The sequence below is a fragment of the Rubrivivax sp. JA1026 genome, from assembly GCF_011065555.1.
Lineage (GTDB): Bacteria > Pseudomonadota > Gammaproteobacteria > Burkholderiales > Burkholderiaceae_C > Rubrivivax > Rubrivivax benzoatilyticus.
Genome location: NZ_JAALCQ010000005.1, coordinates 183,034 through 206,358, shown reverse-complemented (window position 1 = coordinate 206,358; position 23,325 = coordinate 183,034). Strand labels below are relative to the sequence as shown.

The window sequence follows — 23,325 nt, the reverse complement described above, 5'->3', positions numbered from 1 at the left end:
ACGCCTTCCTGAAGGACACGAAATGGACATGCTGACCGAAGTTGCCCCCTCTGCCCGCAGCGAGCGCACGCGCGCGGCCTCCGCCTCGAACGGCGCCGCGGCCGTCGAGGGCCAGGCCGGCGGTGAGTTCCTCACCTTCCGCCTCGGCGGCGAGGAGTACGGCATCGACATCCTGCGCGTGCAGGAGATCCGCTCCTACGAGCCGCCGACGCGCATCGCCAACGCGCCGTCGTTCATCAAGGGCGTCGTGAACCTGCGCGGCGTCATCGTGCCGATCATCGACCTGCGCCTGAAGCTCGGCTGCGAGAGCGCCGAGTACAACGGCTTCACCGTCGTCATCGTGCTCAACGTGCGCGGCCGCGTCGTCGGCGCCGTGGTCGACTCGGTGTCCGACGTGCTCGAGCTCAACCGCGAGCAGATCAAGCCGGCGCCGGAGCTCAGCTCCAGCATCGAGGCCCACTACATCACCGGCATCGGCGCGGTGAAGAGCGGCGACGCCGAGCGCATGCTGATCCTGGTCGACATCGAGGCGCTGATGAGCAGCGCCGACATGGGCCTGATGGACAGCGCCACCCACTGAGCCCTCGGGAGCCGGGCCGCACTCGCCGGGGCCCACCCTGATGAGGATCACCGGCCGCACCGCCTCCGTCGCCGGGCCGAGTCCCGGCCGCTGCCGCCTCGGGCGGCAGCGCCGTCTGCAGCCGCCGCCGGCCCTGCACCCGCGCCGCGGGCTGGCCGGGCGCAGCCGCTCACGCCGGCGGCCCCCGCAGGCCCCAGCGCCGCGGCGACGCCGCCTCCACGCCGCCGGGCACGCGCCGCTCCGGACCGGTCGAACCTGCGCGCGACGCACGATCTGCTGACCCGATGCCCCAGCCCGCACCCGCCCCGATGAACAGGCCCACGGCTTCCCGCAACGGCTCGATCGCGCGCCGCATCTCGCTGGCCGGCGGCCTGGGCCTGGCGCTGGCGCTGGGCGCCGCGGCGGCGCTGCAGAGCTGGATCACGGTGCGCAACGCCAACGAGGCCAACGTCGAGCGTTTCGGCGAACGCGCCCAGGCCGTCGCCGACATGGCCGAGGCCTTCGACGGCGCGGCGCGCACGATGGCCGACAAGCTCTACGGCGCCTTCGCCGCCGACCTGCCCGGCCCCTACGCGCTCGACGGCGACACGCTGACGGCCGCCGGGCAGGCGCTCGCCGGCGAGTTCACGCTCGTCGACCGCTTCGCCGCGCTGACCGGTGGCGTGGCCACGGTGTTCGCCGCGCAGGGCGAGGATTTCGTGCGCATCACGACCTCGCTGAAGAAGGAGGACGGCTCGCGCGCCGTCGGCACGCCGCTGGGCACGCAGCACCCGGCCTACGCGGCGCTGAAGGCCGGCGGCTCCTACGTCGGCCCGGCGCAGCTCTTCGGCAAACCCTACATGGCGCGCTACGACGCGCTGCGCGACGCCCAGGGCCGCGTCGTCGGCGTGCTCTTCGTCGGCTTCGACCAGAGCGCCTACCGCGCCGCGCTGCGCAAGCTGGCCGGCGAGGCCCGTCTCGCCGGTACCGGCGGCATCGTCATCGTCGACCCCAAGGCCAGGCCCGAGGACGCGGTCTTCATCGCCCACCGCGAGGCCACCGGCCGGAAGGTGCTGGAGGCCGTGCCCGGCGCCGCCGCGCTGCTGGCGGCGCTGCCGGCGGCCGGCGCCGGCGAGCGCCTGCCCTCGCCCGGGTTCGTCGACCGCGACAGCGGCGACACCTGGGCCGTGGCGCGCAAGGTGCCGGCCACCGGCTGGGTCGTGCTCGCCGAGGTCTCGCAGGGCCAGGCGATGGCTGCCACCTGGGCCGGGCTGCGGCCGTTCTGGCTGCTGCTGGGCCTGGTCACCGCGGCGCTGGGCGCCTCGCTGTTCGTCGTGCTGCGCCGCGGCGTGGCCCAGCCGCTGCGCGAGCTCGCGCACGCCGTCGAGGCGGTGGCCGCCGGCGACCTGACGCGCCACATCGAGAGCGAGCGCGACGACGAGGTCGGCGAGCTGATCCGCGACGTCGAGGCGATGCGCCTGCGCCTGGGCGGCACGCTGGCCAGCGTGCGCCAGTCGGCCGAGTCGATCGACACCGCCTCGGGCGAGATCGCCGCCGGCAACGCCGACCTCAGCCAGCGCACCGAGCAGACCGCCGGCAGCCTGCAGCAGACCGCCTCCAGCGTCGGCCAGCTCGCCGGCAGCGCGCGCCACAGCGCCGACGCCGCGTCGCAGGCGCGTGAACTCGCCGGCGCCGCCGCCGGCACCGCACGCCGCGGCGGCGAGGTCGTCGGCCAGGTCGTGGCGACGATGGACGAGATCAACGCCAGCTCGCGCCGCATCGCCGACATCATCGGCACCATCGACGGCATCGCCTTCCAGACCAACATCCTGGCGCTGAACGCGGCGGTGGAAGCCGCGCGCGCCGGCGAGCAGGGCCGCGGCTTCGCGGTCGTCGCCGGCGAGGTGCGCTCGCTGGCCGGGCGCGCCGCCGAGGCCGCACGCGAGATCAAGGTGCTGATCGGCAACTCGGTCGAGAAGGTCGACACCGGCGCCCGCCTGGTCGCCGACGCCGGCACGACGATGGACGAGATCGTCGCCGCGGTCGAACGCGTCAGCGCGACCATCGCCGAGATCTCCGCCGCGTCGGCCGAGCAGCACCAGGACATCGGCGACATCAACGACGCCGTCGCCACGCTGGACCGCATGACGCAGCAGAACGCCGCGCTGGTCGAGCAGTCGGCCGCCGCGTCGGAGTCGCTGCGCGAACAGGCGCGGCAGCTCGCGCAGGCCATCGCCGCGTTCCGCGTGTCCGGCTCCTGAGCCGTGAGGCGGCCCACGCGAACCGGTGCCGGGGCGTGGAAGACCGCCCCCGCCTGCGGTCACACTACGTGACCTGACCGGAGGGAAGCGCCCCGTGCGATCACCGAAGCCCGCGGAGCACGAGAAGGACGCCGAGATCGAGCGCGAGGTGCACCTGTCGCAGGTGGCCGAGCACGCGTCGGCGGTCCCGTTCTCGGTGCTGGGCAGTGCCGGCGTCGCGACGTTCGTCGCCTGGGCGCTGCACGGCGACGTGCCCGACGGCGCCCTGCTCGGCTGGCTGGCCGTGCTGGCGCTGCTGCTGGCGGGCCGGCTGTGGGCGCTGTCGCGCCACCGCCGCTGCGCGCCCGATCCCGAGGTGCAGGCGCCCTGGCTGACACGCTTTCGCGCCGGCACCTTCCTCAACGGCTGCGTCTGGGGCGGCGCGGCGCTGATGCCGATGGCCGACACGCACCACGGCCTGACGGTGCTGATGATCGCGGTGGCCGGCATGTCGACCGCGGCGCTGGTGCTGGCGCAGTTCGACCGGCTGGCCGGCGTGCTGTTCGCGCTGCCGGCGGTGACACCGGTGACGCTGCGGCTGCTGACCGAGAACCAGCCGCCGGCGCCGTCGGTGCTGCTGGGCATCGCGGTGGCGGCGCTGCTGGGGCTGTACGGCCTGGTCTCGGCCGAGCGCAACTGGCGCCAGCGCCTGGCGCTGGCGACGGCACGCCGCCAGGAACAGCGCAGCCTGGTGGCCGCACGCGACAGCGAGGCCCTGCTGCGCCTGATCTACGACCACGTCGACGAAGGCCTGCTCGTCGCCGGGCCCGACCTGCGCGTGCGGGCGATGAACCCGCGCTTCGCCGAGATCACGCGGCTGGACCCGGCGCTCGGCCGCCCGGGCACCCCGGTGCGCGCGCTGCTGGAGGCGCAGGTGCGCGCCGGCCGCCTGGGCGGCGGCGACCCCGAGGCCACCATCGAGCGCTGGCTGGCGCTGCTGCGCGGCGGCGGCCACGCGACCACGGTGCGCGTGATGCCCGACGGCCGCACCGTCGAGCTGCGCCGCAACGCCACGCCCGACGGCGGCTTCGTCGCCGTGGCCGTCGACATCACCCAGCGCCTGGCCGCCGAGGCCGCGCTGGCCGAGAAGCAGCGCATGCTGGCGCTGCTGCTGGACAGCACCACGCAGGGCTTCTGGTTCGTCGACAACGCGCTGCGCACCACCGACGCCAACCCGGCGATGTGCCGCATGCTCGGCCTGCGGCTGGAGGCGCTGCGCGGACGCACGGTCTGGGAGTTCGTCGACGAGGACCAGGCGGTGATCCTGCGCGAGCAGGTGCGCCGCCGCGAGGCCGGCGAGGTCGGCCACTACGAGCTGCGGCTGCGCCGCGACGACGGCACGCCGCTGTGGTGCATGAACCAGGCGACGCCGATCCTCGACGCGCAGGGCCGCAAGACCGGCGCCATCGGCCTGTTCTCCGACATCGGCGAGCTGCGCCGCGCCACCGAGCTGCAGCAGCGCACCAGCCGGCTGCTGGAGGAGAAGTCGCGCCTGCTCGAGGCCACGCTGGCCAACCTGCCGCAGGGCGTGCTGACGCTGGACGAGCAGGGGCGCGCCGCGGCCTGGAACCGCCGCCTCGTCGAGCTGACCGGCGTGCCCGAGGAGCTGCTGCGCACGCACCCGACGCTCAACGAGTTCGCGCGCTGGCAGGTCGACCACGGCGGCGTCGGCCCGGCGCCGGGCGAGCTCGACCCGACGGCGCGCGAGCCGATCGAGGCCGCGCTGCGCGGCGACCTCGACGCCCTGCCCGCCAGCTACCAGCGCACCGGCGCCGACGGCCGCACGCTGCAGGTCGCCACCTACCGCAGCGACGGCGGGCCGGTGGTGCGCACCTTCACCGACATCACCGACGCGCTGCACGCCGAGCAGGCGCTGCGCGAGAGCGAGTCGCGCTTCCGTTCGCTGGCCGACGCGGCGCCGGCGCTGGTCGTCGTCTGCGCGCCCGACGGCCGGCCCGAGTGGGTCAACCAGCGCTGGCAGGCGTTCACCGGCAGCGGTGTCGAGCAGGCGCTGGCCGAACCCTGGCACGCACGCGTGCACGCCGACGACCAGGCCGCCTGCATCGCCGCCTTCGAGGCCGCACGCCCCGAGGCGCGCAGCTTCTCCGCCGAATACCGGCTGCGCCGCGCCGACGGCGGCTGGGGCTGGATCGCCGACACCTGCGTGCCGCGCCGCACGCCGGGCGGCGGCCTGGAGGGCTGGATCCGCTACGGCTGGGACATCACCGCACGCAAGGCGGCCGAGGCGGCGCTGATCGCCGCGCGCGACGACGCCGAACGCGCCAACCGCGCCAAGAGCGACTTCCTGTCGCGCATGTCGCACGAGCTGCGCACGCCGCTGAACGCGGTGCTGGGTTTCGGCCAGCTGCTCGAGTCCGACGCCGCCGAGCCGCTGACGCCGCTGCAGCGCCAGCGCCTGCAGCAGGTGCTGCGCGGCGGCCGCCACCTGCTGGCGATGATCGACCAGGTGCTGGACCTGGCCGGCATCGACGGCGGCACGCTGGGCGTGCGGCTGGAGGCGGTGCCGGCGGCGGCCGCGGTGGCCGAGGCCTGCCGCCTCGTCGCGCCGCTGGCCGCCGAACGCGGCGTGCGGCTGGAGCCGCCGGCCGTCGCCGTCGAGGGCTTCGTGCTCGCCGACGCGGCGCGCCTGCGCCAGGTGCTGGCCGGGCTGCTGACCAACGCCGTCAAGTACAACCGCCGCGGCGGCCGCGTCAGCATCGCCTGGCGCGACGAGGGCGAGCACCTGCGCCTGGAGGTGCACGACGACGGCCCCGGCATCGCGCCGGCCGACCAGCGGCGCGTGTTCCAGGCCTTCGAGCGCCTGGAGGGCGCGCACGCCGCCAGCGACGGCGCCGGTGTCGGCCTGGCGCTGGCCAAGTGGCTGGTCGAGGCCATGCACGGGCGCATCGGGCTGGACAGCGCGCCGGGCCGCGGCAGCACCTTCTGGGTCCGCCTGGAGCGCAGCAGCGCCGACGCCTCGGGGCCGCCGGCGCCGCAGCGCCGCACCCTGCTCTACGTCGAGGACAACGCCGTCAACCAGATGCTGATGGAGGCCATGCTGGCGCGCCGGCCCGAGCTGGAGCTGCTGCTGGCCGACGACGCCGAGTCCGGCCTGGCGCTGGCGCTGGCGGCGCGGCCGGCGCTGGTGCTGCTGGACATCCAGCTGCCCGATGCCGACGGTTTCGAGCTGCTGCGCCGGATGCGCGCGCGCCCCGAGACGCAGGCGATCCCGGTCGTCGCGGTCAGCGCCGACGCGATGCCCGATCGCATCGCCGCCGCACGCGAGGCCGGCTTCGCCGACTACCTGACCAAGCCGCTGGAGCAGCGCCGGCTGCTCGAGGCCATCGACTGCGCGCTCGACCGCGCGCTCGACGCCGGCTGACGCCGGCTCACTGCACCGTCGCGCGGCGCAGCGTCTCGACGACCGGGCGGCGCAGCACGTCGCGCAAGCCCCACCAGCCGGCGGCCAGCGCCAGCGCCGCGCCGGCCGCCGCGCCGGCCAGCGGCACCAGCGGCGACGGCCGCCAGTCGAACTCGAAGGCGTAACGCGCCAGCGCCCAGCCCACCGCCATCGCCGCCAGCGAGGCCAGCAGCCCGGCCAGCGCGCCGACGCCCAGCAGCTCGGCCCGCTGCACCTGGGCCAGCAGGCGGCTGCCGGCGCCCATCGCGCGCATCACCGCGAACTCGCGTGAACGCGACTCGCGCGTCGCCGACACCGCCGCGAACAGCACCACCAGCCCGGCCACCAGCGTGAAGCCGAACAGGAACTCCACCGCCCGGATCACCTGGTCGAGCACCCCCTGCACCTGGGCGATCGAGGCCGAGACGTCGATCGCGGTGACGTTGGGGTAGGCGCGCGCCAGCGCGTTGTCGAAACCCGGCTGCGCCGGCGCGCGGAAGGCGCCGATGTAGCTGGCCGGCAGCTCGGGCAGCTCGGCCACCGGGAAGACGACGAAGAAGTTGACCCGCATCGAGCCCCAGTCGACCTTGCGCAGGCTGGTCACACGCGCCTCCTGCTGCAGCCCGGCGACGTCGAAGCGCAGCGTGTCGCCGAGCTTCAGGCCCAGCGTCTGCGCGATGCCTTCCTCGACCGACACCGCGCCGGCCTCGCCCGGCGTCCAGCGGCCGGCGACGATCTCGTTGTGCTCCGGGCGCTGCTCGGCGTGGCTGAGGTTGAACTCGCGGTCGACGAGGCGCGCCGCGCGGTCGTCGCTGTAGTCGTCGGCGCTGACGGCGCGGCCGTTGATCGCCACCAGGCGGCCGCGGATCATCGGATACCAGTCGTAGCGCGTGACGCCGGCCTCGGCCAGCGTCTGGCGGAACGGTGCGGCCTGGTCGGGCTGCACGTTGATGACGAAACGGTCGGGCGCGTCCGGCGGCGTCGCGCCACGCCAGCTGGCGACGAGGTCGGTGCGCAGCAGCACCAGCAGCACCAGCGCCAGCAGGCCGACGGCCAGCGCCGAGACCTGCAGCACCGCGAAGGCCGGGCGCGCGGTGAGCTGGCGCGTGGCCAGCACCAGCCAGCGCGGCGCGCCGGCCTCGGGCACGGCGCGGCGCAGCAGCGTCACCGCCGCCCAGGACAGCAGCGCGAAGACCGCGATCGCGGCGGCGAAACCGCCGACCGCGATCAACCCGAGCTTGGGGTCGGACGCCACGGCCAGCAGCAGCGCCGCGAAGCCGCCGGTGCCGGCGGCCAGCACCAGCAGCGACGCCGGTTTCAGCGTGCCGACGTCGCGGCGGATCACGCGCAGCGGCGGCACCCGCGCCAGCTGCAGCACCGGCGGCAGGCCGAAGCCCAGCAGGAGCGTCATGCCGACGCCGACGCCGAACGCCGCCGGCCACAGAGACGGCGCCGGCAGCGTGGCGTTGACGAGGCCGGCGAGCAGGAAGACGAAGACGTGGTGCACCAGCCAGCCGACGGCGACACCGGCGGCGCTGGCGGCCAGCCCGAGCGCCGCGAACTCCAGCGCGTAGGCACCGGCGATGCGGCGCTGCGCCAGCCCCAGCACGCGCAGCATCGCGCAGTCGTCCAGATGGCGGGCGGCGAAGTCGCGTGCGGCGATCGCCACCGCCACCGCGGCCAGCAGCGCCGCCAGCAGCGCGACGAGGTTCAGGAACTTCTCGGCGCGGTCCAGCGTCTGGCGCATCTCGGGGCGGCCGCTCTGCAGCGACTCCAGGCGCACGCCGCGCAGCGGCACGGCGTGGATGCGTTCCTCGGCCTGCTGCACGAACTGGCGCACCAGCGCATCTCGGCCCTCGGGCGCGGCGACGGCGAAACGGTAGTTCAGCCGGCTCGCCGGCTGCACCAGGCCGGTGGCCGCCAGGTCGCTCTCGTGCAGCATCACGCGCGGCGAGAAGCTGGTGAAGCCGGCGCCGCGGTCGGGCTCGACGGCGATAACCCGCGCCACCGTCAGCGCCGCGTCGCCCAGCAGCAGCGGCTGGCCGGGCGCGAGCTGCAACGAGGCGAGCACCGCCGCGTCGACCCACACCGTGCCGGGGCGCGGGCCGGCGGCCACCGTCTCGACACCGTCGCCCTGCAGCGCCTTGAGCTGCAGCGCGCCGCGCAGCGGGTAGCCGTCGCTGACCGCCTTGACGGCGACCAGCCGGCTGGCACCGCCGAGATCGTCGGGCGCACGCGCCATGCTCGGGAACGAGACGCTGGTCGCGCTGCGCAGCCCGCTGGCGGCGGCGAGCTGCACCAGCTCCGGCGGCGTCGGGCGGTCGCTGCTGACCAGCGCGTCACCGCCGAGCAGCTGGCGTGCGTCGCGCGCCAGGCCGCCATTCAGGCGGTCGGCGAAGAAACCCACCGCCGTCAGCGCGGCGACGGCCAGCATCACGGCGAAGAACAGCAGGCGCAGTTCGCCGGCGCGCAGGTCGCGCAGCGTCTGGCGCCACGCGAGCGCAGGGATCGAGGCGTGCATGGGGCGCGACGGTACCCGAAAGCCCTTGAACGGCCCGTGCAAGCGGGCTGAACCCGGACAGCCCGGCGGGCTGCTGAAATGAGGCCATGAACCCGCTGCCCCCGCTCTTCCTGTCCCACGGCTCGCCGATGACCGCGCTCGAACCGGGCGAAGCCGGCGATTTCTTCCGCCGCCTCGGCCCGGCCATCGACGCCACCTTCGGCCGCCCGCGCGCGATCGTCGCGATCTCGGCGCACAGCCTGACACGCGAGCCGGTGCTGGTGGCCGGTGCGCAGCACGAGACGATCCACGACTTCGGCGGTTTCCCCGACGCGCTGTACCGGCTGCGCTACGACGCGCCGGGTGCGCCCGAGCTCGCCACCCGCGTGCAGGCGCTGCTGGCCGAGGCCGGCATCCCCGTGCAGCGCCACGACGGCGGCGGCCTGGACCACGGCGTCTGGACGCCGCTGCTGCACGTCTACCCCGACGCCGACCTGCCGGTGCTGCCGCTGGCCTGGCCGCCGGGCTGGACGCCGGCGCGGCTGTTCGCGCTGGGCCGTGCGCTGGCGCCGCTGGCCGCCGAGGGTGTGCTGGTGCTGGCCAGCGGCAGCATCACGCACAACCTGCGCCGGGTCTTCGCCGCGCTGGGCGCCGGCCGCATCGACGCCCCGGCGACGCCGGAGAGCACGGCTTTCCGCGACTGGTTCGCCGACAAGGGCGAAGCGGCCGACTGGCCGGCGCTGCTGGCCTGGCGCAGCCAGGCGCCGCACGCGGCGCTGATGCACCCGACGGACGAGCACCTGCTGCCGTACTTCGTCGCCGCCGGTGCCGCCGGCGAGGCGCCGGTGGCGCGCCGCGTGCACGCCAGCCTGACCTACGGCGACCTGGGCATGGACGCCTACGCCTTCGGGCCGCAGGCGGCGCGGCTGGCCGCGGCGCTGGCGGGCTGAGGCACGCGGCGCACGAGGCTTCGGCGGCGCGGTTATCGTCGCGCCATGATCGCTTTCATCTGGATCGTCGCCGCGCTGCTGCTGGCCCTCTGGTCGCTGGGCGCCTGGGGCCTGCACACGCTGCTGCTGGCCGACGCCGGCTGGGTCGGCGACCTGAGCGAGCTGATCGACCGCGTGCCTTATGCCGACGTCATCGACCGCTGGTTCCCCGGCTGGCAGGGACTGATGCACGCGCTGCTGGACCTGGCCCAGAGCACGCTGGGCCTGCTCGGCACCGCGGCGCCGCTGATCGTCTGGTCGGCCTGGGCCGTCGGTGCGCTGGGGCTGGCGCTGGTCGGCGGTTTCCTGACGCTGGTCGTCGTGCTGCTGCGCCGCGACGAACGCCGCCGCGCCGCGGCCTGATCAGGCGGCGGCGAAGACCGCGTCGAGCTCGCGCTTCCAGCGCGCCTTCTGCTCGGCCGGCACGAAGCTGGCCTCCAGGCTGTTGGCAGCCAGCGCGTAGGCCGCGTCGCGGCCCAGCGCCGGATGGGCGTCGAAGACGGCGCGGTAGTTGTCCAGCAGGTAGCCGCCGAAGTAGGCCGGGTCGTCGCTGTTGACGGTGGCGCAGACCCCCGCGGCCAGCAGCTCGGGCAGGCGGTGCGCCGCCATGTCGGGGTAGACGCAGAGCTTCACGTTGGACAGCGGGCAGACCGTCAGCGGCACGCGCTCGGCAGCCAGCCGCGCGACGAGCGCCGGCTTGTCGAGGCAACGCACACCGTGGTCCACACGCTCGACCTTCAGCAGGTCCAGCGCCGTCTCGACGTATTCGGCCGGGCCTTCCTCGCCGGCATGGGCGACGAGGTGCAGGCCGAGTTCGCGGCAGCGCGCGAACACCCGCGCGAACTTCTCCGGCGGGTGGCCGCGCTCGCTGCTGTCCAGGCCGACGCCGATGAACAGATGCCGGTACGGCAGCGCCGCTTCCAGCGTCGCGAAGGCGTCCTCTTCGCTCAGGTGGCGCAGGAAACACAGGATCAGCGAGGCGCTGATGCCGAGTTCGGCGTGCGCGCGCTGGCAGGCGCGGTGCAGGCCGGTGATGACCGTCTCCATCGGCACGCCGCGCACGGTGTGCGTCTGCGGGTCGAAGAACAGTTCGGCGTGCACGACGCCGTCGGCCGCGGCGCGCTCGAAGTAGGCCCAGGCCATCTCGAAGAAGTCGGCCTCCTTCAGCAGCACGCTGGCGCCGGCGTAATAGATGTCCAGGAAGCTCTGCAGGTCGGTGAAGGCGTAGGCCGCCCGCAGCGCCTCGACGCTGGCGTAGGGCAGCGCGACACCGTTGCGCTCGGCCAGGCGGAAGATCAGTTCGGGCTCCAGCGTGCCTTCGATGTGCACGTGAAGCTCGGCCTTGGGCATCTTGCGCAGCAGGGCGGTGTGGGGCATGGCGCTTTCTCGTTCTTGCATCGGGCCGCGACTTTACGCCGTGGGGTCAGGTCTCGCCTTTTGCGGGTTGGGCGCGTGCTGGCGGCGAATGGCAAGACCTGACCCCAGCCGGATACGACATCTGTCGTATTGGCCGCGTCGGCCGGCGTTCGGACACTGCCCTCCAGTTCAACCGGCCGACCGGCCACCTGGAGGGGTTCACATGGCATCCGTCTCGCGCCGCAGCTTCGCGCTGCAATCGTTCGCCGCCGCGTCGCTCGCCGCGCTCGGCATCTCCACCGCCCACGCCGCCGACACGATCAAGGTCGGCGTGCTGCACTCGCTGTCGGGCACGATGGCGATCTCCGAGACGGTGCTGAAGGACACGATCCTGATGGCCATCGACGAGGTCAACGCCCGGGGCGGCGTGCTCGGCAAGAAGCTCGAGCCGGTGGTCGTCGACCCGGCGTCGAACTGGCCGCTGTTCGCCGAGAAGACGCGCCAGCTGATCAGCAAGGACAAGGTCTCGGTGATCTTCGGCTGCTGGACCAGCGTCTCGCGCAAGAGCGTGCTGCCGGTCGTCGAGGAGCTCAACGGCCTGCTCTTCTACCCGGTGCAGTACGAGGGCGAGGAGCTGAGCAAGAACGTCTTCTACACCGGCGCGGCGCCCAACCAGCAGGCCATCCCGGCCGTCGAGTACCTGATGAGCAAGGACGGCGGCGGCGCCAAGCGTTTCGTGCTGCTGGGCACCGACTACGTCTACCCGCGCACGACGAACAAGATCCTGCGCGCCTTCCTGAAGAGCAAGGGCATCGCCGACGCCGACATCCTCGAGGAGTACACGCCGTTCGGCCATTCCGACTACCAGTCGATCATCGCCAAGATCAAGAAGTTCGCCGCCGAGGGCAAGAAGACCGCGGTGGTCTCGACGATCAACGGCGACTCCAACGTGCCCTTCTACAAGGAACTGGGCAACCAGGGTCTGAAGGCGACCGACGTGCCGGTGGTGGCGTTCTCGGTCGGTGAAGAGGAGCTGCGCGGCGTCGACACCAAGCCGCTGGTCGGCCACCTGGCGGCGTGGAACTACTTCATGTCGATCAAGAACCCGACCAACGCCGAGTTCATCAAGAAGTGGTCGGCCTACGCCAAGGCCAAGAACATCCCCGGCCACAAGGACAAGCCGCTGACCAACGACCCGATGGAAGCCAGCTACATCGGCTTCAACATGTGGGTGCAGGCGGTGGAGAAGGCCAAGAGCACCGACACCGACAAGGTGATCGCGGCGATGGCCGGCCAGACCTTCAAGGCGCCCAGCGGCATCGTGTCCAAGATGGACGAGAAGAACCACCACCTGCACAAGAGCGTGTTCATCGGCGAGGTCAAGGCCGACGGCCAGTTCAACGTGGTGTGGAAGACGCCGGGCCCGGTGAAGGCCCAGCCCTGGAGCCCGTTCATCCCCGAGAACAAGGGCAAGAAGGACGAGCCCGTCGTCGCGGCGAAACCTTGATCCCCCCCGGAGCGCTCACGCGCTCCCCCCCAGGGGGGCGACGCCAGCGGCCCGGCAAAGCCGGTTCCGCGGCGTCCGCTTGAAGTGCAGGCGGGCTGGCGCCCGGCCTGCATTCCCTGAGGAACACGAAGCGGTCGGGCCGGTCCTGGCCGCGGTTCTTGGCTTCCCACCGGGCCTGCCGTGCTCCAACGACTTCTTCTCTGCCTCGCGCTGCTGCTGCCGCTGGCCGGCCACGCGCTGACGCCCGAGCAGGCGGCGCGCATCGCCGCGGGCGACAGCGACGAGCGCATCGCGGCGCTCGGCGAGGCCGTCGCCGCCGGCGACCCGGCGCTCGCGCCCTTCGTGCAGGCCTTGCTCGACGACGCCGTCAAGGTGGCCGGCGGCAAGGCCTACGTCTTCGACGGCAGCGACACGCGCCTGGCCGGCACGGCCCAGGTCGTCGCGCTGCCCGACGACGCCGAGGACGTGGTCAACAACAACCGCATGCGCCGCGAGCTCGAAGCCGCGCTGGCCGGCCTGCGCCTGTTCTCCGCCGACCGCGCCGAACGCGCCGCGGCCATCGAGGCGCTGAAGGACGGCGTCGACGAGAGCCGCCTGCCGCTGCTGGAAAAAGCCGAGGCCGCCGAGCCCGACGCGGCGCTGAAGTCGCGGCTGGCGATGCTGAAGGCCAGCGCGCTGATCACCGCCGACGACCCGGCCAAACGCCTGGCGGCGGCGAAACTGCTGGCCGACAGCCCCGAGCCGGCGACGCGCTCGCTGCTGCTGGAGCGCCTGCAGGCCGAGACCGACGCCGGCGTGAAGGGCGCGCTGGTGGCCTCGCTGGACCGCGTCGAATCGCGCCTGGCCTGGGGCGAACGCCTGGGCATCGTCTTCACCGGCATCAGCCTGGGCTCGATCCTGCTGCTGGCCGCACTCGGCCTGGCCATCACCTACGGCCTGATGGGCGTCATCAACATGGCGCACGGCGAGCTGATCATGATCGGCGCCTACGCCACCTACGTCGTGCAGGGCCTGTTCCGCACCTGGCTGCCGGGCGCCTTCGACTGGTACGTCGTCGCGGCGATCCCGGTCGCCTTCCTGGCCAGCGCGGCGGTCGGCGCGGTGCTCGAACGAAGCGTCATCCGCTTCCTCTACGGCAGGCCGCTGGAGACGCTGCTGGCCACCTGGGGCATCAGCCTGATCCTGATGCAGACGGTGCGCTCGCTGTTCGGCGCGCAGAACGTCGGCGTCGAGAACCCGGCCTGGCTGTCGGGCGGCGTGCAGCTGCTGCCGAACCTGGTGCTGCCCTACAACCGCCTCGCGATCATCGTCTTCGCCGGGCTGGTGCTGGCCGGCGTGGCGCTGCTGATCGGCAAGACGCGGCTGGGCCTCTTCGTGCGCGGCGTGACGCAGAACCGGCGCATGGCCGCCTGCGTCGGCATCGACACGGCGCGTGTCGACACCTACGCGTTTTCGCTCGGCGCCGGCATCGCCGGGCTCGCCGGCTGCGCGCTCAGCCAGGTCGGCAACGTCGGCCCCGACCTGGGCCAGGGTTACATCGTCGACTCCTTCATGGTCGTCGTGCTCGGCGGCGTCGGCCAGCTCGCCGGCACGGTCTACGCCGGCCTGGGCCTGGGCGTGCTGAACAAGCTGCTCGAAGGCTGGCAGGGCGCGGTGCTGGCCAAGATCACCGTGCTCGTCTTCATCGTCGTGTTCATCCAGAAACGGCCGCAGGGCATCTTCGCCTTGAAGGGCCGCAGTGCGGAGGCTTGAGGAGATGGAACCGATGCAGGAACCCGCCCTCACCCCCCGCCCTCTCCCGCCAGCGGGAGAGGGAGCCAAGCCCGCTCCGCCGGCATCGTCTTCCTCCCTCTCCCGCTGGCGGGAGAGGGTCGGGGTGAGGGCCGGTGTTCTCGCCGCCACCATCACCATCACCACCGTCGTCCCGCTGCTGAACCTCGTCGTGCCCGAGACCAGCGCGCTGCACCTCAGCGACTACGCCGTCAGCCTGCTCGGCAAGATCCTCTGCTACGCCATCTGCGCGCTGGCGATGGACCTGATCTGGGGCTACACCGGCATCCTGTCGCTGGGCCACGGGCTGTTCTTCGCGCTCGGCGGCTACGCGATGGGCATGTACCTGATGCGCCAGATCGGCAGCGACGGCCAGTACCGCAGCACGCTGCCCGACTTCATGGTCTTTCTCGACTGGAAGGAGCTGCCCTGGCACTGGGCCTTCAGCGACTCCTTCGTCTTCCAGATGGCGATGGTGGTGCTGGTGCCGGGGCTGCTGGCGCTGGTGTTCGGCTTCTTCGCCTTCCGCTCGCGCATCAAGGGCGTGTACTTCTCGATCATCACGCAGGCGCTGACCTTCGCCGCGATGCTGCTGTTCTTCCGCAACGAGACCGGCTTCGGCGGCAACAACGGCTTCACCGACTTCAAGCGCATCCTCGAGCTGCCGATCGCCACCTCGGGCATGCGGGTCGCGCTGTGCGTCATCAGCGGCCTGGTGCTGATCGGCTTCTTCGTGATGGCGCGTGCCATCGTCACCAGCAAGTACGGGCGTGTGCTGCAGGCCATCCGCGACGCCGAGAGCCGGGTGATGTTCACCGGCTACAACCCGCTGGCCTACAAGCTGAGCATCTGGACGCTGTCGGCGGTGATGTGCGGCGTGGCCGGCGCCTTGTACGTGCCGCAGGTCGGCATCATCAACCCCGGCGAGATGAGCCCGGCGGCGTCGATCGAGATCGCGATCTGGACGGCCGTCGGCGGCCGCGCGACGCTCATCGGCCCGATCGTCGGCGCCTTCTTCGTCAACGGCGCCAAGAGCTGGTTCACCGTCGCCTTCCCCGAGTTCTGGCTGTTCTTCCTGGGCGCGCTGTTCATCGCGGTGACGCTGTTCCTGCCCCAGGGCCTGGTCGGCCTGCTCAAGCGCCGGAACAAGGAGACGCGGCGATGACCCCGGACCTGATGAGCGCCGGCGCCGAGCGCCTGTCGCGGCTGCAGCAGCGCGAGGCCGAACGCCGCGGCTCGGGCGGGCGCAGCGCCGCCTGGGGCCGCGTGGCCGGCGCCGAGCCCGATTTCGCCCACGGCGTCGCGCTCTACGTCGAGGACGTCAGCGTCAGCTTCGACGGCTTCAAGGCGCTGAAGTCGCTGAGCCTGGCGATCGACGTCGGCGAGCTGCGCTGCATCATCGGCCCCAACGGCGCCGGCAAGACGACGATGATGGACTGCATCACCGGCAAGACGCGCCCCGACAGCGGCCGCGTCAGCTTCGGCAGCAACATCGACCTGCTGCGCCTGTCCGAGGCCGAGATCGCCCAGGCCGGCGTCGGCCGCAAGTTCCAGAAGCCGACGGTCTACGAGGAGCTGTCGGTCTTCGAGAACCTGGAGCTGGCGCTGAAGGCCGACCGCGGCGTGCGCTCGGCGCTGTTCTGGCGCCTGAACGGCGAGCAGCGCGACCGCATCGCCGAGATGCTGGCGCTGATCCACCTGCAGCACGAGCTGCAGCGCACCGCCGGCCTGCTGAGCCACGGCCAGAAGCAGTGGCTGGAGATCGGCATGCTGCTGATGCAGGACCCGAAGCTGCTGCTGCTGGACGAGCCGGTGGCCGGCATGACCGACGAGGAAACCGAACGCACCGCCGAGCTGTTCCTGAGCCTGGAAGGCCAGCACAGCCTGGTCGTCGTCGAGCACGACATGAAGTTCGTCGAGCAGCTGACCGAAGGCCGCAAGACCGTCACCGTGCTGCACGAGGGCCGGGTGCTGGCCGAGGGCCGGCTGGCCGAGGTCCAGAACAACCCGGAAGTAGTCGATGTCTACCTCGGCCGCTGAGAGCGCTGCGCTGGCAGGCAGGGGTCAGGTCTCGCAAGACCTGACCCCGTCTTCGGTCTTCGACGCTGGCTGGGGCTGCTGGGGTCAGGTCTCACAAGACCTGACCCCGTCTTTCGCGCAACGCTGGGGCTGCAGGGGTCAGGTCTCACAAGACCTGACCCCGTCTTTCGCGCAACGCTGGCTGGGGTCAGGTCTCGCAAGACCTGACCCCGTCCTGCCCCCGTCTTCACACACCTGACTCCAAGATGCTCCAAGTCGACGGACTGAACCAGTACTACGGCGGCAGCCACATCCTGCGCAACGTCGGCTTCGAGGCCAAGGTCGGCGAGGTGACGGTCGTGCTGGGCCGCAACGGTGTCGGCAAGACGACGCTGCTGAAGAGCCTGATGGGCGTGGTGCCGGTGAAGACCGGCACGGTGGCGCTGGACGGCGCCGACCTGACGAAGGCCACGAGCTACGAGCGTGTGCGGCGCGGCGTCGGCTACGTGCCGCAGGGGCGCGAGATCTTCGGCCGCCTGACGGTCGAGGAGAACCTGCGCATGGGCCTGGCGACGAAGCCCGCCGGCACGGCGATCCCGGCCGAGCTCTTCGAGCTGTTCCCGGTCTTGAAGCAGATGCTCGCGCGCCGCGGCGGCGACCTGTCGGGCGGGCAGCAGCAGCAGCTGGCCATCGCGCGCGCGCTGGCTGCCGGCCCCAAGCTGCTGATGCTCGACGAGCCCACCGAGGGCATCCAGCCCAGCATCATCAAGGACATCGGCCGCGTCATCCGCATGCTGGCCGACCGCAAGACGATGGCCATCGTGCTCGTCGAGCAGTACTACGACTTCGCCGAGGAACTGGCCGACCAGTACCTGGTGATGGAACGCGGCGAGATCGTCGCCCGCGGCCGCGGCGCCGACATGCAGGCCGACGGGGTGAGGCAGCGCATGTCGATCTGAGCGCCGGGCCGGCGGGCGGCGTAGGATTCAGTCCCACGCCACCGGAGACCGCCATGCGTTCGACCCAGCAGTTCAGCATCACGCTGCCGCACGAGATGGCCGACGCGGTGCGCGCCAAGGTCGCCTCGGGCCAGTACGCGACCGAGAGCGAAGTCATCCGCGACGGCCTGCGCGTGCTGCTGGCGCGCGACTCGGCGGTGGAGAAGTGGCTGCGCGAGGACGTGGCCGCGGCCTACGACGCGCTCGAGGCAGATCCGACGCGTGCGGTCAGCGTCGAAGAAGTCAGGGCCCATCTGGCCGCGCTGCACGCCGCCTCGAACGAACCATGATCCGCTACACCGTCGTCTTCTCGCACGAAGCGCGACGGCAGTTGGGGGAGCTGCAACGCTACCTCGCCCGAGAGGCTTCACCGGTCGTGGCCTCGCGCTACACCGCCGCCGTCGTCGACACCTGCGTCATGCTGTCGTCGTTTCCACACCGCGGAACACCACGACCCGAGATTCGGGCGGAGTTGCGGACGACGCATCACAAGGGACGCACCACGATCGCCTATCGCATCGCCGAGGATCGAAAGGAAGTGGTCGTGCTCGGGATATTTCACGGCGGTCAGGACTTCGAGTCCGCGCTGAACGAAGGTCCGGATATCTGACTCGTGCGCCGATCCATGTGCCCTTCAGAAGCCCTGCTCACCCGCCTCGACACCATCGCCCGCTCGCTTGCCGCCAGCGGCCAGGCGCTGGCCCTGATCGGACTGGGTTCGGTGGGCCGCGAGACGGCGCGGCTGGACGCCTGGTCCGACCTGGACTTCTTCGCCATCGTCGAGCCCGGCGCCAAGGCGCGTTACCTCGACCACCTGGACTGGCTGGACGCCGCGCACCCGCTGGCCTGGCACTTCCGCAACACCGCAGACGGCCACAAGGCGCTGATGGCCGATGGCGTGTTCTGCGAGTTCGCGGTCTTCGAGCCGCAGGAGCTGGCCGCCATCCCGTTCGCGCCCGGCCGCCTGGTCTGGGCGCGTGACGGCGTCGACCCGGCGATCGTCGAGCCGCGCCGCCCGCTGCCGGCCGCCACGCTGCCCGACGAGACCTGGATCGTCGGCGAGGCGCTGTCCAACCTGCTCGTCGGCCTGCAGCGCTGGCAGCGCGGCGAAAAACTCAGCGCGATGCGCCTGGTGCAGGGCCACGCGCTGGACCGCCTGATCGAGCTGGACACGCTGCGCGCCGCCCCGGCGCCGGGTGACCCGTTCAACCGGGAGCGCCGGCTCGAAGCCCGCCAGGCCACGCTGGCCGCCGAGCTGCCGGCGCTGGCGCCCGGCTACACGCAGACGCCGGCCGCCGCGCTGGCGCTGCTGGCCGCGCTGGAGCGCCGCGGCGCGCTGCTGAACGGCGCCGTCGTGGCCCGCATCCACGCGCTGGCCGACGGCTGACGGCCCCACCCCGCCCACGCTTGCCGGCTCGACGGCCCCCCGGGGCGCGCGCGATCATGCGGCGCACGGGTGCGGCGCACCGCGCCCGGCCGGCGCCGGCGCACCCGCGGCGCATTCCGACAGACACACCCCCACGCTGAAGGAGAACCGCATGGCACGCACGATGAAAGCCGCCGTCTTCGTCGAGAAGGGCCGCATCGAACTGCGCGAGAAGCCGATCCCCGAGGTCGGCCCCAACGACGCGCTGCTGCGCATCACGACGACGACGATCTGCGGCACCGACGTCCACATCCTGAAGGGCGAATACCCGGTGGCGCCGGGCCTGACGGTGGGCCACGAGCCGGTGGGCGTGATCGAGAAGCTGGGCTCGGCGGTCGTCGGCTACCAGGAAGGCCAGCGTGTGATCGCCGGCGCGATCTGCCCCAACTTCAACAGCTATGCCGCGATGGACGGCAAGCCCAGCCAGGACGGCAGCTACCTGATCCCGTCGGGCCGCTGCGGCTGCCACGGCTACAAGGCGACGGCCGGCTGGCGCTTCGGCAACCTGATCGACGGCACGCAGGCCGAGTACGTGCTGGTACCCGACGCCCAGGCCAACCTGGCGCCGGTGCCCGACGGCCTGAGCGACGAGCAGGTGCTGATGTGCCCGGACATCATGTCCACCGGCTTTGCCGGCGCCGAGAACGCCGGCATCCGGCTGGGCGACACGGTCGTGGTCTTCGCCCAGGGCCCGATCGGCCTGTGCGCGACGGCCGGCGCGCGGCTGATGGGCGCCACCACGGTGATCGGCATCGACGGCAACGACCACCGGCTGGAAGTGGCCCAACAGATGGGCGCCGACGTGACGCTGAACTTCAAGCGCTGCGACGTCGTCGACGAGGTGATGAAGCTCACCGGCGGCCGCGGCGCCGACGCTGCGATCGAGGCGCTGGGCACGCAGCAGACCTTCGAGGGCGCGCTGCGGGTGCTGAAGCCCGGCGGCACGCTGTCCAGCCTGGGCGTGTACTCCGAAGACCTGCGCATCCCGCTGGCGGCGTTCGCCGCCGGGCTGGGCGACCACACGATCAAGACCGCGCTGTGCCCCGGCGGCAAGGAACGCATGCGCCGGCTGATGAACGTCATCGAGGCCGAGCGGCTGGACCTGTCGCCGATGGTGACGCACCACTACCCGCTCGACGACATCGTCGCGGCGTACGAGCTGTTCTCGCATCAGCGGGATGGGGTGTTGAAGGTGGCGTTGAAGCCCTGAGCCGGGCCGCCGGCCGGCGCGCCTGGCGTGTCGCGCCGCTCGAAGGGCGGCAGCCCGGGCAGGCAGTCCGGGGCATCGCGACGATCCTCGCGGGCTGGCCAGGAAGCGGTGCGCCCGAGCAGATGGTCGCAAGGACGCCCGGGCTCGTCCTTCGCGCTCTGCCTGGATGCCGCCCGAAATCTCAGGTCGAAGCGGGGCGGTACTTGCCTCGCAACTGCGCACGCCGGGCCTCCAGCTTGGCCTGAAGCTCGGCGTGGACCTCATCGACCGAGTAGCTGACGCCGGTGCTTCGGTACTCGGCCCATGCAGCATCCGCGCGGGCCAAAAGCTCTCTCTGGGCGAGGCGGTGCTGCACCGCGCTGCGCACGCTGGCCTCGATGAACCCGGCCAAGGCCTCACCTTCGCTAAGCACCGATTCGAGATCCGAGCGCAGCTGGGAATCCACGTGCACCGGGGGAAGGATGGCGCTCTTCATGCGGCCAGCGTGTTGCATAGGCGTTGCAGCGTCAAGGACTTCGAGACGGTCCTGATGGCGGCCATTACCGCCGGGCTGGGCTGCCACACGATCAGGACCGCTGGCTGTGCCGCAGCTGGCGGCTGGGCCAGGGGACGATGGCGAGCCAGCACGACCGGCTGCGTGCGTGCTGAGCGCTCATCAAGGGATGGGGGTGGCTCCGAAGCCCTGATTGAAAGCTTGAGGGTGATGGGTCGGTGCCGCGCTGACGCCCGCGCGTCGCGCCCCGCCCCCCACCCACCGGCAGCTCCGGCTTCGGCGGTCGGCCCTGCGGGCCGACTGCGCTGCGCTGCTCGGTTTCGCGGTCGCGCGGCCCAACTCGCTGCGCTCACTGGCGTGAGCTCCGCTCAAACAGTCGGCCGCGAATCAGATCACGAAGCGCGCTAAAGCGCGCCGACCGCGAACCCTGCGCTGCTCGCCGCCGAAAAGTCGCAGCCGGCGGGTGGGGGGCGGGGCGCTGGGTGGCCGCTTTGGCGATGCGGTAAGCAGCGAGAGGCGGGTGACCGCTGTGCAGCGGGGGCCGTCGTTCACGGCTGGCGCTGGTAGGTAGCTATGTGCCCAAAGCAGCCGCGCGCCAGCGGGGCGTTTGACGCCGAAGGTAAATCAGCGTCCCGCGTGCAGCGAACGTCCGTCGCGCAACGGCATGGCTTGGAAGCACAACCCGCCATCCTCCACGGGATTGGCGTTGGGTAGCTGCAGCGTGGGGTTTGGATTTTGGACCCGACCCCGAATTCCCGTTTTCAGGCCCTTGCGGCTGCCGCTGCTGAACTCGACTGAGGATCCTTGTTCTCCTCACCTCGCAAGATCTGCTCGTCTTTCAGCGATTCGGGGCCATCAAGATACTCTGCAATAACGTCTCCATGACAGGCGTCCGGCTTGCAGTGGCATGCCAAACGCATGCCACGCAGCCCAAGCACTCCCCTCTTGAAGGAAGGGTCTGTAGCGAGTTTCTCTGCAAAATATTTCCGGTATTGAGCAATAACGTCCGCTCTGTCTGGCCCATCTTCCTCTCTGGATATAGCAAATGGATTTCCCCACAAAGTCCCGCGCCCGATATACAAGTCGTATTTATCCGTTAGCTTCTTGTTGACTATTCGTGTCACTTTGCAAGGAAAAAGCTTGGTGGGAATCTTCTCGCATCTCGCCTCAAAGAGAACATTTGTAAGCCCTTCTCCGTCCCACATCAAGACTAGGTGCGCCGCCGCCTTCAGCTTTTGGCGCATATCGACCGCACCTCTTACCGAAAGTTCAGTGGCTTCCGGCCACCGCGCAAGCAGCTCTTCTCGAAGATTTACGTTTCCGCCAAAGAAGGAGTAGACATGCTCCGGGGCCTTCGGGCCAAGAGTATCCAGGCATTGTGAAATCGCAAATCGCCCAATGCCCGGCGACGCGGCAAATAGAATATCCATGGCTACAAATGAACAACCCTGTACTGTACTTGCCCCTTCTCGGTCAAGTATTTTGCGAGCAAACTTCGATGGCAGTGATGCGGCTTTGCTTCACTGCACAACAAGCATGCAGCATCCCCAAGTATAGAGGTTGATGCTTGTTCGACCCGTCTCTTCTGTAGAGTCGCCAAGTATTCCCCTGCATAAGATTCCCAGGATATTACCTTCCCCTTGAAGGCCTTGAGGGCGGCTTCCTCTGGGGCCGATTCCTCCCAGTGAAAGTATGAAATGTTGGCGATTTCTTTGCAGAAATACTCCAGATCATCGCGTTTGCTAAATCCGGCGAGTTGTCCTGTGTTGTTGAGCCTAGTGTCAACAAGCCGCTGTACGCCATTTTGCTTCAAAAGAGAGAAGAAGCGCTCTGCGGACTTTTGCGTGAATCCAATGGTGAATATATTGCTAGACATATGCTGACAATTCCGGCTTGTAGGATGGAAAGGAATAGATTCCGTTGATTTGAAGCCAGTGCTTGGGGGTTTCTCCTTGTGGAGCCCAGGCTCGCCCGACTCCTAAGCGCAGATATACCTCTTTTTGTCTGGCATAGAAATTTATCAACCCTCTCGCGCCATAGTCGCTACCAAGAATATCTATTGTATGGTCCTCCATTCGTCGATCCTTTATAGGAAGATATTGGAGTTGGATGCCATTGCTATCGATAATATGAGCTTTAATTGCTTGCTTCCCATTTCTTTCGTCCACAAAGAAGCGCAAGCGAGCCAAAACCTGGGTTAGCTTCAAGGTCGCAATAGAACATTGCGGCGGCTGATTCTCAGGAAACCACTTCTGATTGGTCGCTCGACCGAATGCAGCTTCAATGGTTGGTCTAGCCGAACATTCAAGAACGGCATGAAAATCGGCGGCGGATGCAACACCCACCAACTCTAAGTGTGAGAAGAGAAAATCTTCCACGTGTGGGATCTGTGGCGGATTGTTCGCGCGGACAAAGTTTCCGCGCAGAATGGAGCCCGGCTGAATATTGCTTGCCTTTGCTTCGGCGTAAGTCAAATATCTGTTGCCGTTGACCATTTTCTGGGGCCGTACGCAAGTGCCAGTATTGGGTTCAATGCCTGCGATGCAGACATGTCCGCCCTTCATATTTGTGACGTCAGTGACAATAATGTCCATTGCTTCCTCCCTAGGCATCGCCTTGCGATTTTTAACAGCGGGTTGCTAGTATCCTATTTCGAGGTGGATTTGGCTACCGGCACGACCACAACGCCCGCGTCCTAGCCAGGGAACTCGGTGCCAGGTCCAAAATCTCAACCGAACGCCACTGCTACCCCAGCGCCACGCCTGTCGAGGGCGGGAGGTCGTGCTTCCACGCCCTGC

General features: G+C 70.5%; 20 protein-coding genes. 14 read left to right on the top strand and 6 right to left on the bottom strand.

The features are described 5' to 3' along the window. The first annotated feature begins 22 nt into the window (after nt 1-22). The 3 genes from G5B56_RS10855 to G5B56_RS10845 all read left to right on the top strand — a co-directional run bounded on the left by G5B56_RS10855 (nt 23) and on the right by G5B56_RS10845 (nt 6,241). Nucleotides 23-580 carry a chemotaxis protein CheW gene (locus tag G5B56_RS10855; protein ID WP_009857567.1) on the top strand — a complete coding sequence of 186 codons (558 nt, stop codon included), beginning with the start codon at nt 23-25 and terminating at the stop codon, nt 578-580. Nucleotides 581-888: 308 nt separating this feature from the next. Next, nucleotides 889-2,820 (top strand): Cache 3/Cache 2 fusion domain-containing protein, encoded by a 1,932-nt coding sequence (locus G5B56_RS10850; RefSeq protein ID WP_164963206.1) that lies wholly within the window; start codon nt 889-891, stop codon nt 2,818-2,820. Between the two features lie 94 nt (nt 2,821-2,914). Then, a complete protein-coding gene (locus G5B56_RS10845; protein WP_164963205.1) occupies nt 2,915-6,241 on the top strand; it encodes a PAS-domain containing protein in 3,327 nt (1,108 codons plus the stop codon). Nucleotides 6,242-6,248: 7 nt separating this feature from the next. Here G5B56_RS10845 and G5B56_RS10840 read toward each other — a convergent pair whose 3' ends face one another. Continuing rightward, nucleotides 6,249-8,780, bottom strand: coding sequence for an ABC transporter permease (locus G5B56_RS10840; protein WP_164963204.1), 2,532 nt, complete (start codon nt 8,778-8,780; stop codon nt 6,249-6,251). An 86-nt stretch (nt 8,781-8,866) separates the two neighbouring features. Here G5B56_RS10840 and G5B56_RS10835 point away from each other — a divergent pair, with 86 nt between their 5' ends. Beyond that, the gene (locus tag G5B56_RS10835; RefSeq protein ID WP_164963203.1) at nt 8,867-9,709 is read left to right on the top strand and encodes a dioxygenase; all 843 of its coding nucleotides are present in this window, start codon (nt 8,867-8,869) and stop codon (nt 9,707-9,709) included. Between the two features lie 45 nt (nt 9,710-9,754). Beyond that, the gene (locus G5B56_RS10830; RefSeq protein ID WP_164963202.1) at nt 9,755-10,111 is read left to right on the top strand and encodes a hypothetical protein; all 357 of its coding nucleotides are present in this window, start codon (nt 9,755-9,757) and stop codon (nt 10,109-10,111) included. Here the strand turns inward: G5B56_RS10830 and G5B56_RS10825 are convergent, their stop codons facing one another. After that, nucleotides 10,112-11,125 carry an adenosine deaminase gene (locus tag G5B56_RS10825; protein WP_164963201.1) on the bottom strand — a complete coding sequence of 338 codons (1,014 nt, stop codon included), beginning with the start codon at nt 11,123-11,125 and terminating at the stop codon, nt 10,112-10,114. 202 nt (nt 11,126-11,327) lie between these two features. Between G5B56_RS10825 and urtA the strand changes: the two genes are divergently transcribed. The 9 genes from urtA to G5B56_RS10780 all read left to right on the top strand — a co-directional run bounded on the left by urtA (nt 11,328) and on the right by G5B56_RS10780 (nt 20,034). Then, complete coding sequence (gene urtA, locus G5B56_RS10820) at nt 11,328-12,611, top strand: urea ABC transporter substrate-binding protein (protein WP_164963200.1); 1,284 nt, start codon at nt 11,328-11,330, stop codon at nt 12,609-12,611. Between the two features lie 180 nt (nt 12,612-12,791). After that, nucleotides 12,792-14,363: an urea ABC transporter permease subunit UrtB gene (gene urtB / locus G5B56_RS10815; protein ID WP_164963199.1), complete on the top strand. Its 1,572-nt coding sequence runs from the start codon at nt 12,792-12,794 to the stop codon at nt 14,361-14,363. A gap of 124 nt (nt 14,364-14,487) precedes the next feature. Continuing rightward, entirely contained in the window at nt 14,488-15,546 is a 1,059-nt protein-coding gene (gene urtC, locus G5B56_RS10810) for an urea ABC transporter permease subunit UrtC (RefSeq protein WP_164963198.1), read from the top strand. Continuing rightward, a complete protein-coding gene (gene urtD, locus G5B56_RS10805) occupies nt 15,543-16,421 on the top strand; it encodes an urea ABC transporter ATP-binding protein UrtD (protein ID WP_164963197.1) in 879 nt (292 codons plus the stop codon). The genes urtC and urtD overlap by 4 nt, the downstream gene beginning before the upstream one ends. Nucleotides 16,422-16,666: 245 nt before the next feature. Then, nucleotides 16,667-17,359 (top strand): urea ABC transporter ATP-binding subunit UrtE, encoded by a 693-nt coding sequence (gene urtE, locus G5B56_RS10800; RefSeq protein WP_164963196.1) that lies wholly within the window; start codon nt 16,667-16,669, stop codon nt 17,357-17,359. Nucleotides 17,360-17,412: 53 nt separating this feature from the next. Next, complete coding sequence (locus G5B56_RS10795) at nt 17,413-17,688, top strand: type II toxin-antitoxin system ParD family antitoxin (RefSeq protein ID WP_009856080.1); 276 nt, start codon at nt 17,413-17,415, stop codon at nt 17,686-17,688. Then, the gene (locus tag G5B56_RS10790) at nt 17,685-18,008 is read left to right on the top strand and encodes a type II toxin-antitoxin system RelE/ParE family toxin (protein ID WP_009856079.1); all 324 of its coding nucleotides are present in this window, start codon (nt 17,685-17,687) and stop codon (nt 18,006-18,008) included. Before G5B56_RS10795 ends, G5B56_RS10790 begins: the two co-directional genes overlap by 4 nt. A gap of 15 nt (nt 18,009-18,023) precedes the next feature. Further along, on the top strand, nt 18,024-18,785 hold the full coding sequence (locus tag G5B56_RS10785) for a hypothetical protein (RefSeq protein ID WP_164963195.1): 762 nt from the start codon (nt 18,024-18,026) through the stop codon (nt 18,783-18,785). A gap of 151 nt (nt 18,786-18,936) precedes the next feature. Continuing rightward, the gene (locus tag G5B56_RS10780; RefSeq protein ID WP_164963194.1) at nt 18,937-20,034 is read left to right on the top strand and encodes an NAD(P)-dependent alcohol dehydrogenase; all 1,098 of its coding nucleotides are present in this window, start codon (nt 18,937-18,939) and stop codon (nt 20,032-20,034) included. A gap of 181 nt (nt 20,035-20,215) precedes the next feature. Here G5B56_RS10780 and G5B56_RS10775 read toward each other — a convergent pair whose 3' ends face one another. The 4 genes from G5B56_RS10775 to G5B56_RS10760 form a co-directional block, all read right to left on the bottom strand. After that, the gene (locus tag G5B56_RS10775) at nt 20,216-20,509 is read right to left on the bottom strand and encodes a YlcI/YnfO family protein (protein WP_164963193.1); all 294 of its coding nucleotides are present in this window, start codon (nt 20,507-20,509) and stop codon (nt 20,216-20,218) included. A 779-nt stretch (nt 20,510-21,288) separates the two neighbouring features. Then, nucleotides 21,289-21,957, bottom strand: coding sequence for a DUF4326 domain-containing protein (locus G5B56_RS10770; protein ID WP_206023511.1), 669 nt, complete (start codon nt 21,955-21,957; stop codon nt 21,289-21,291). Between the two features lie 2 nt (nt 21,958-21,959). Then, a complete protein-coding gene (locus G5B56_RS10765) occupies nt 21,960-22,403 on the bottom strand; it encodes a DUF488 family protein (RefSeq protein ID WP_164963192.1) in 444 nt (147 codons plus the stop codon). Next, on the bottom strand, nt 22,396-23,121 hold the full coding sequence (locus tag G5B56_RS10760; protein ID WP_164963191.1) for a hypothetical protein: 726 nt from the start codon (nt 23,119-23,121) through the stop codon (nt 22,396-22,398). Before G5B56_RS10760 ends, G5B56_RS10765 begins: the two co-directional genes overlap by 8 nt. Nucleotides 23,122-23,325 lie beyond the last annotated feature (204 nt).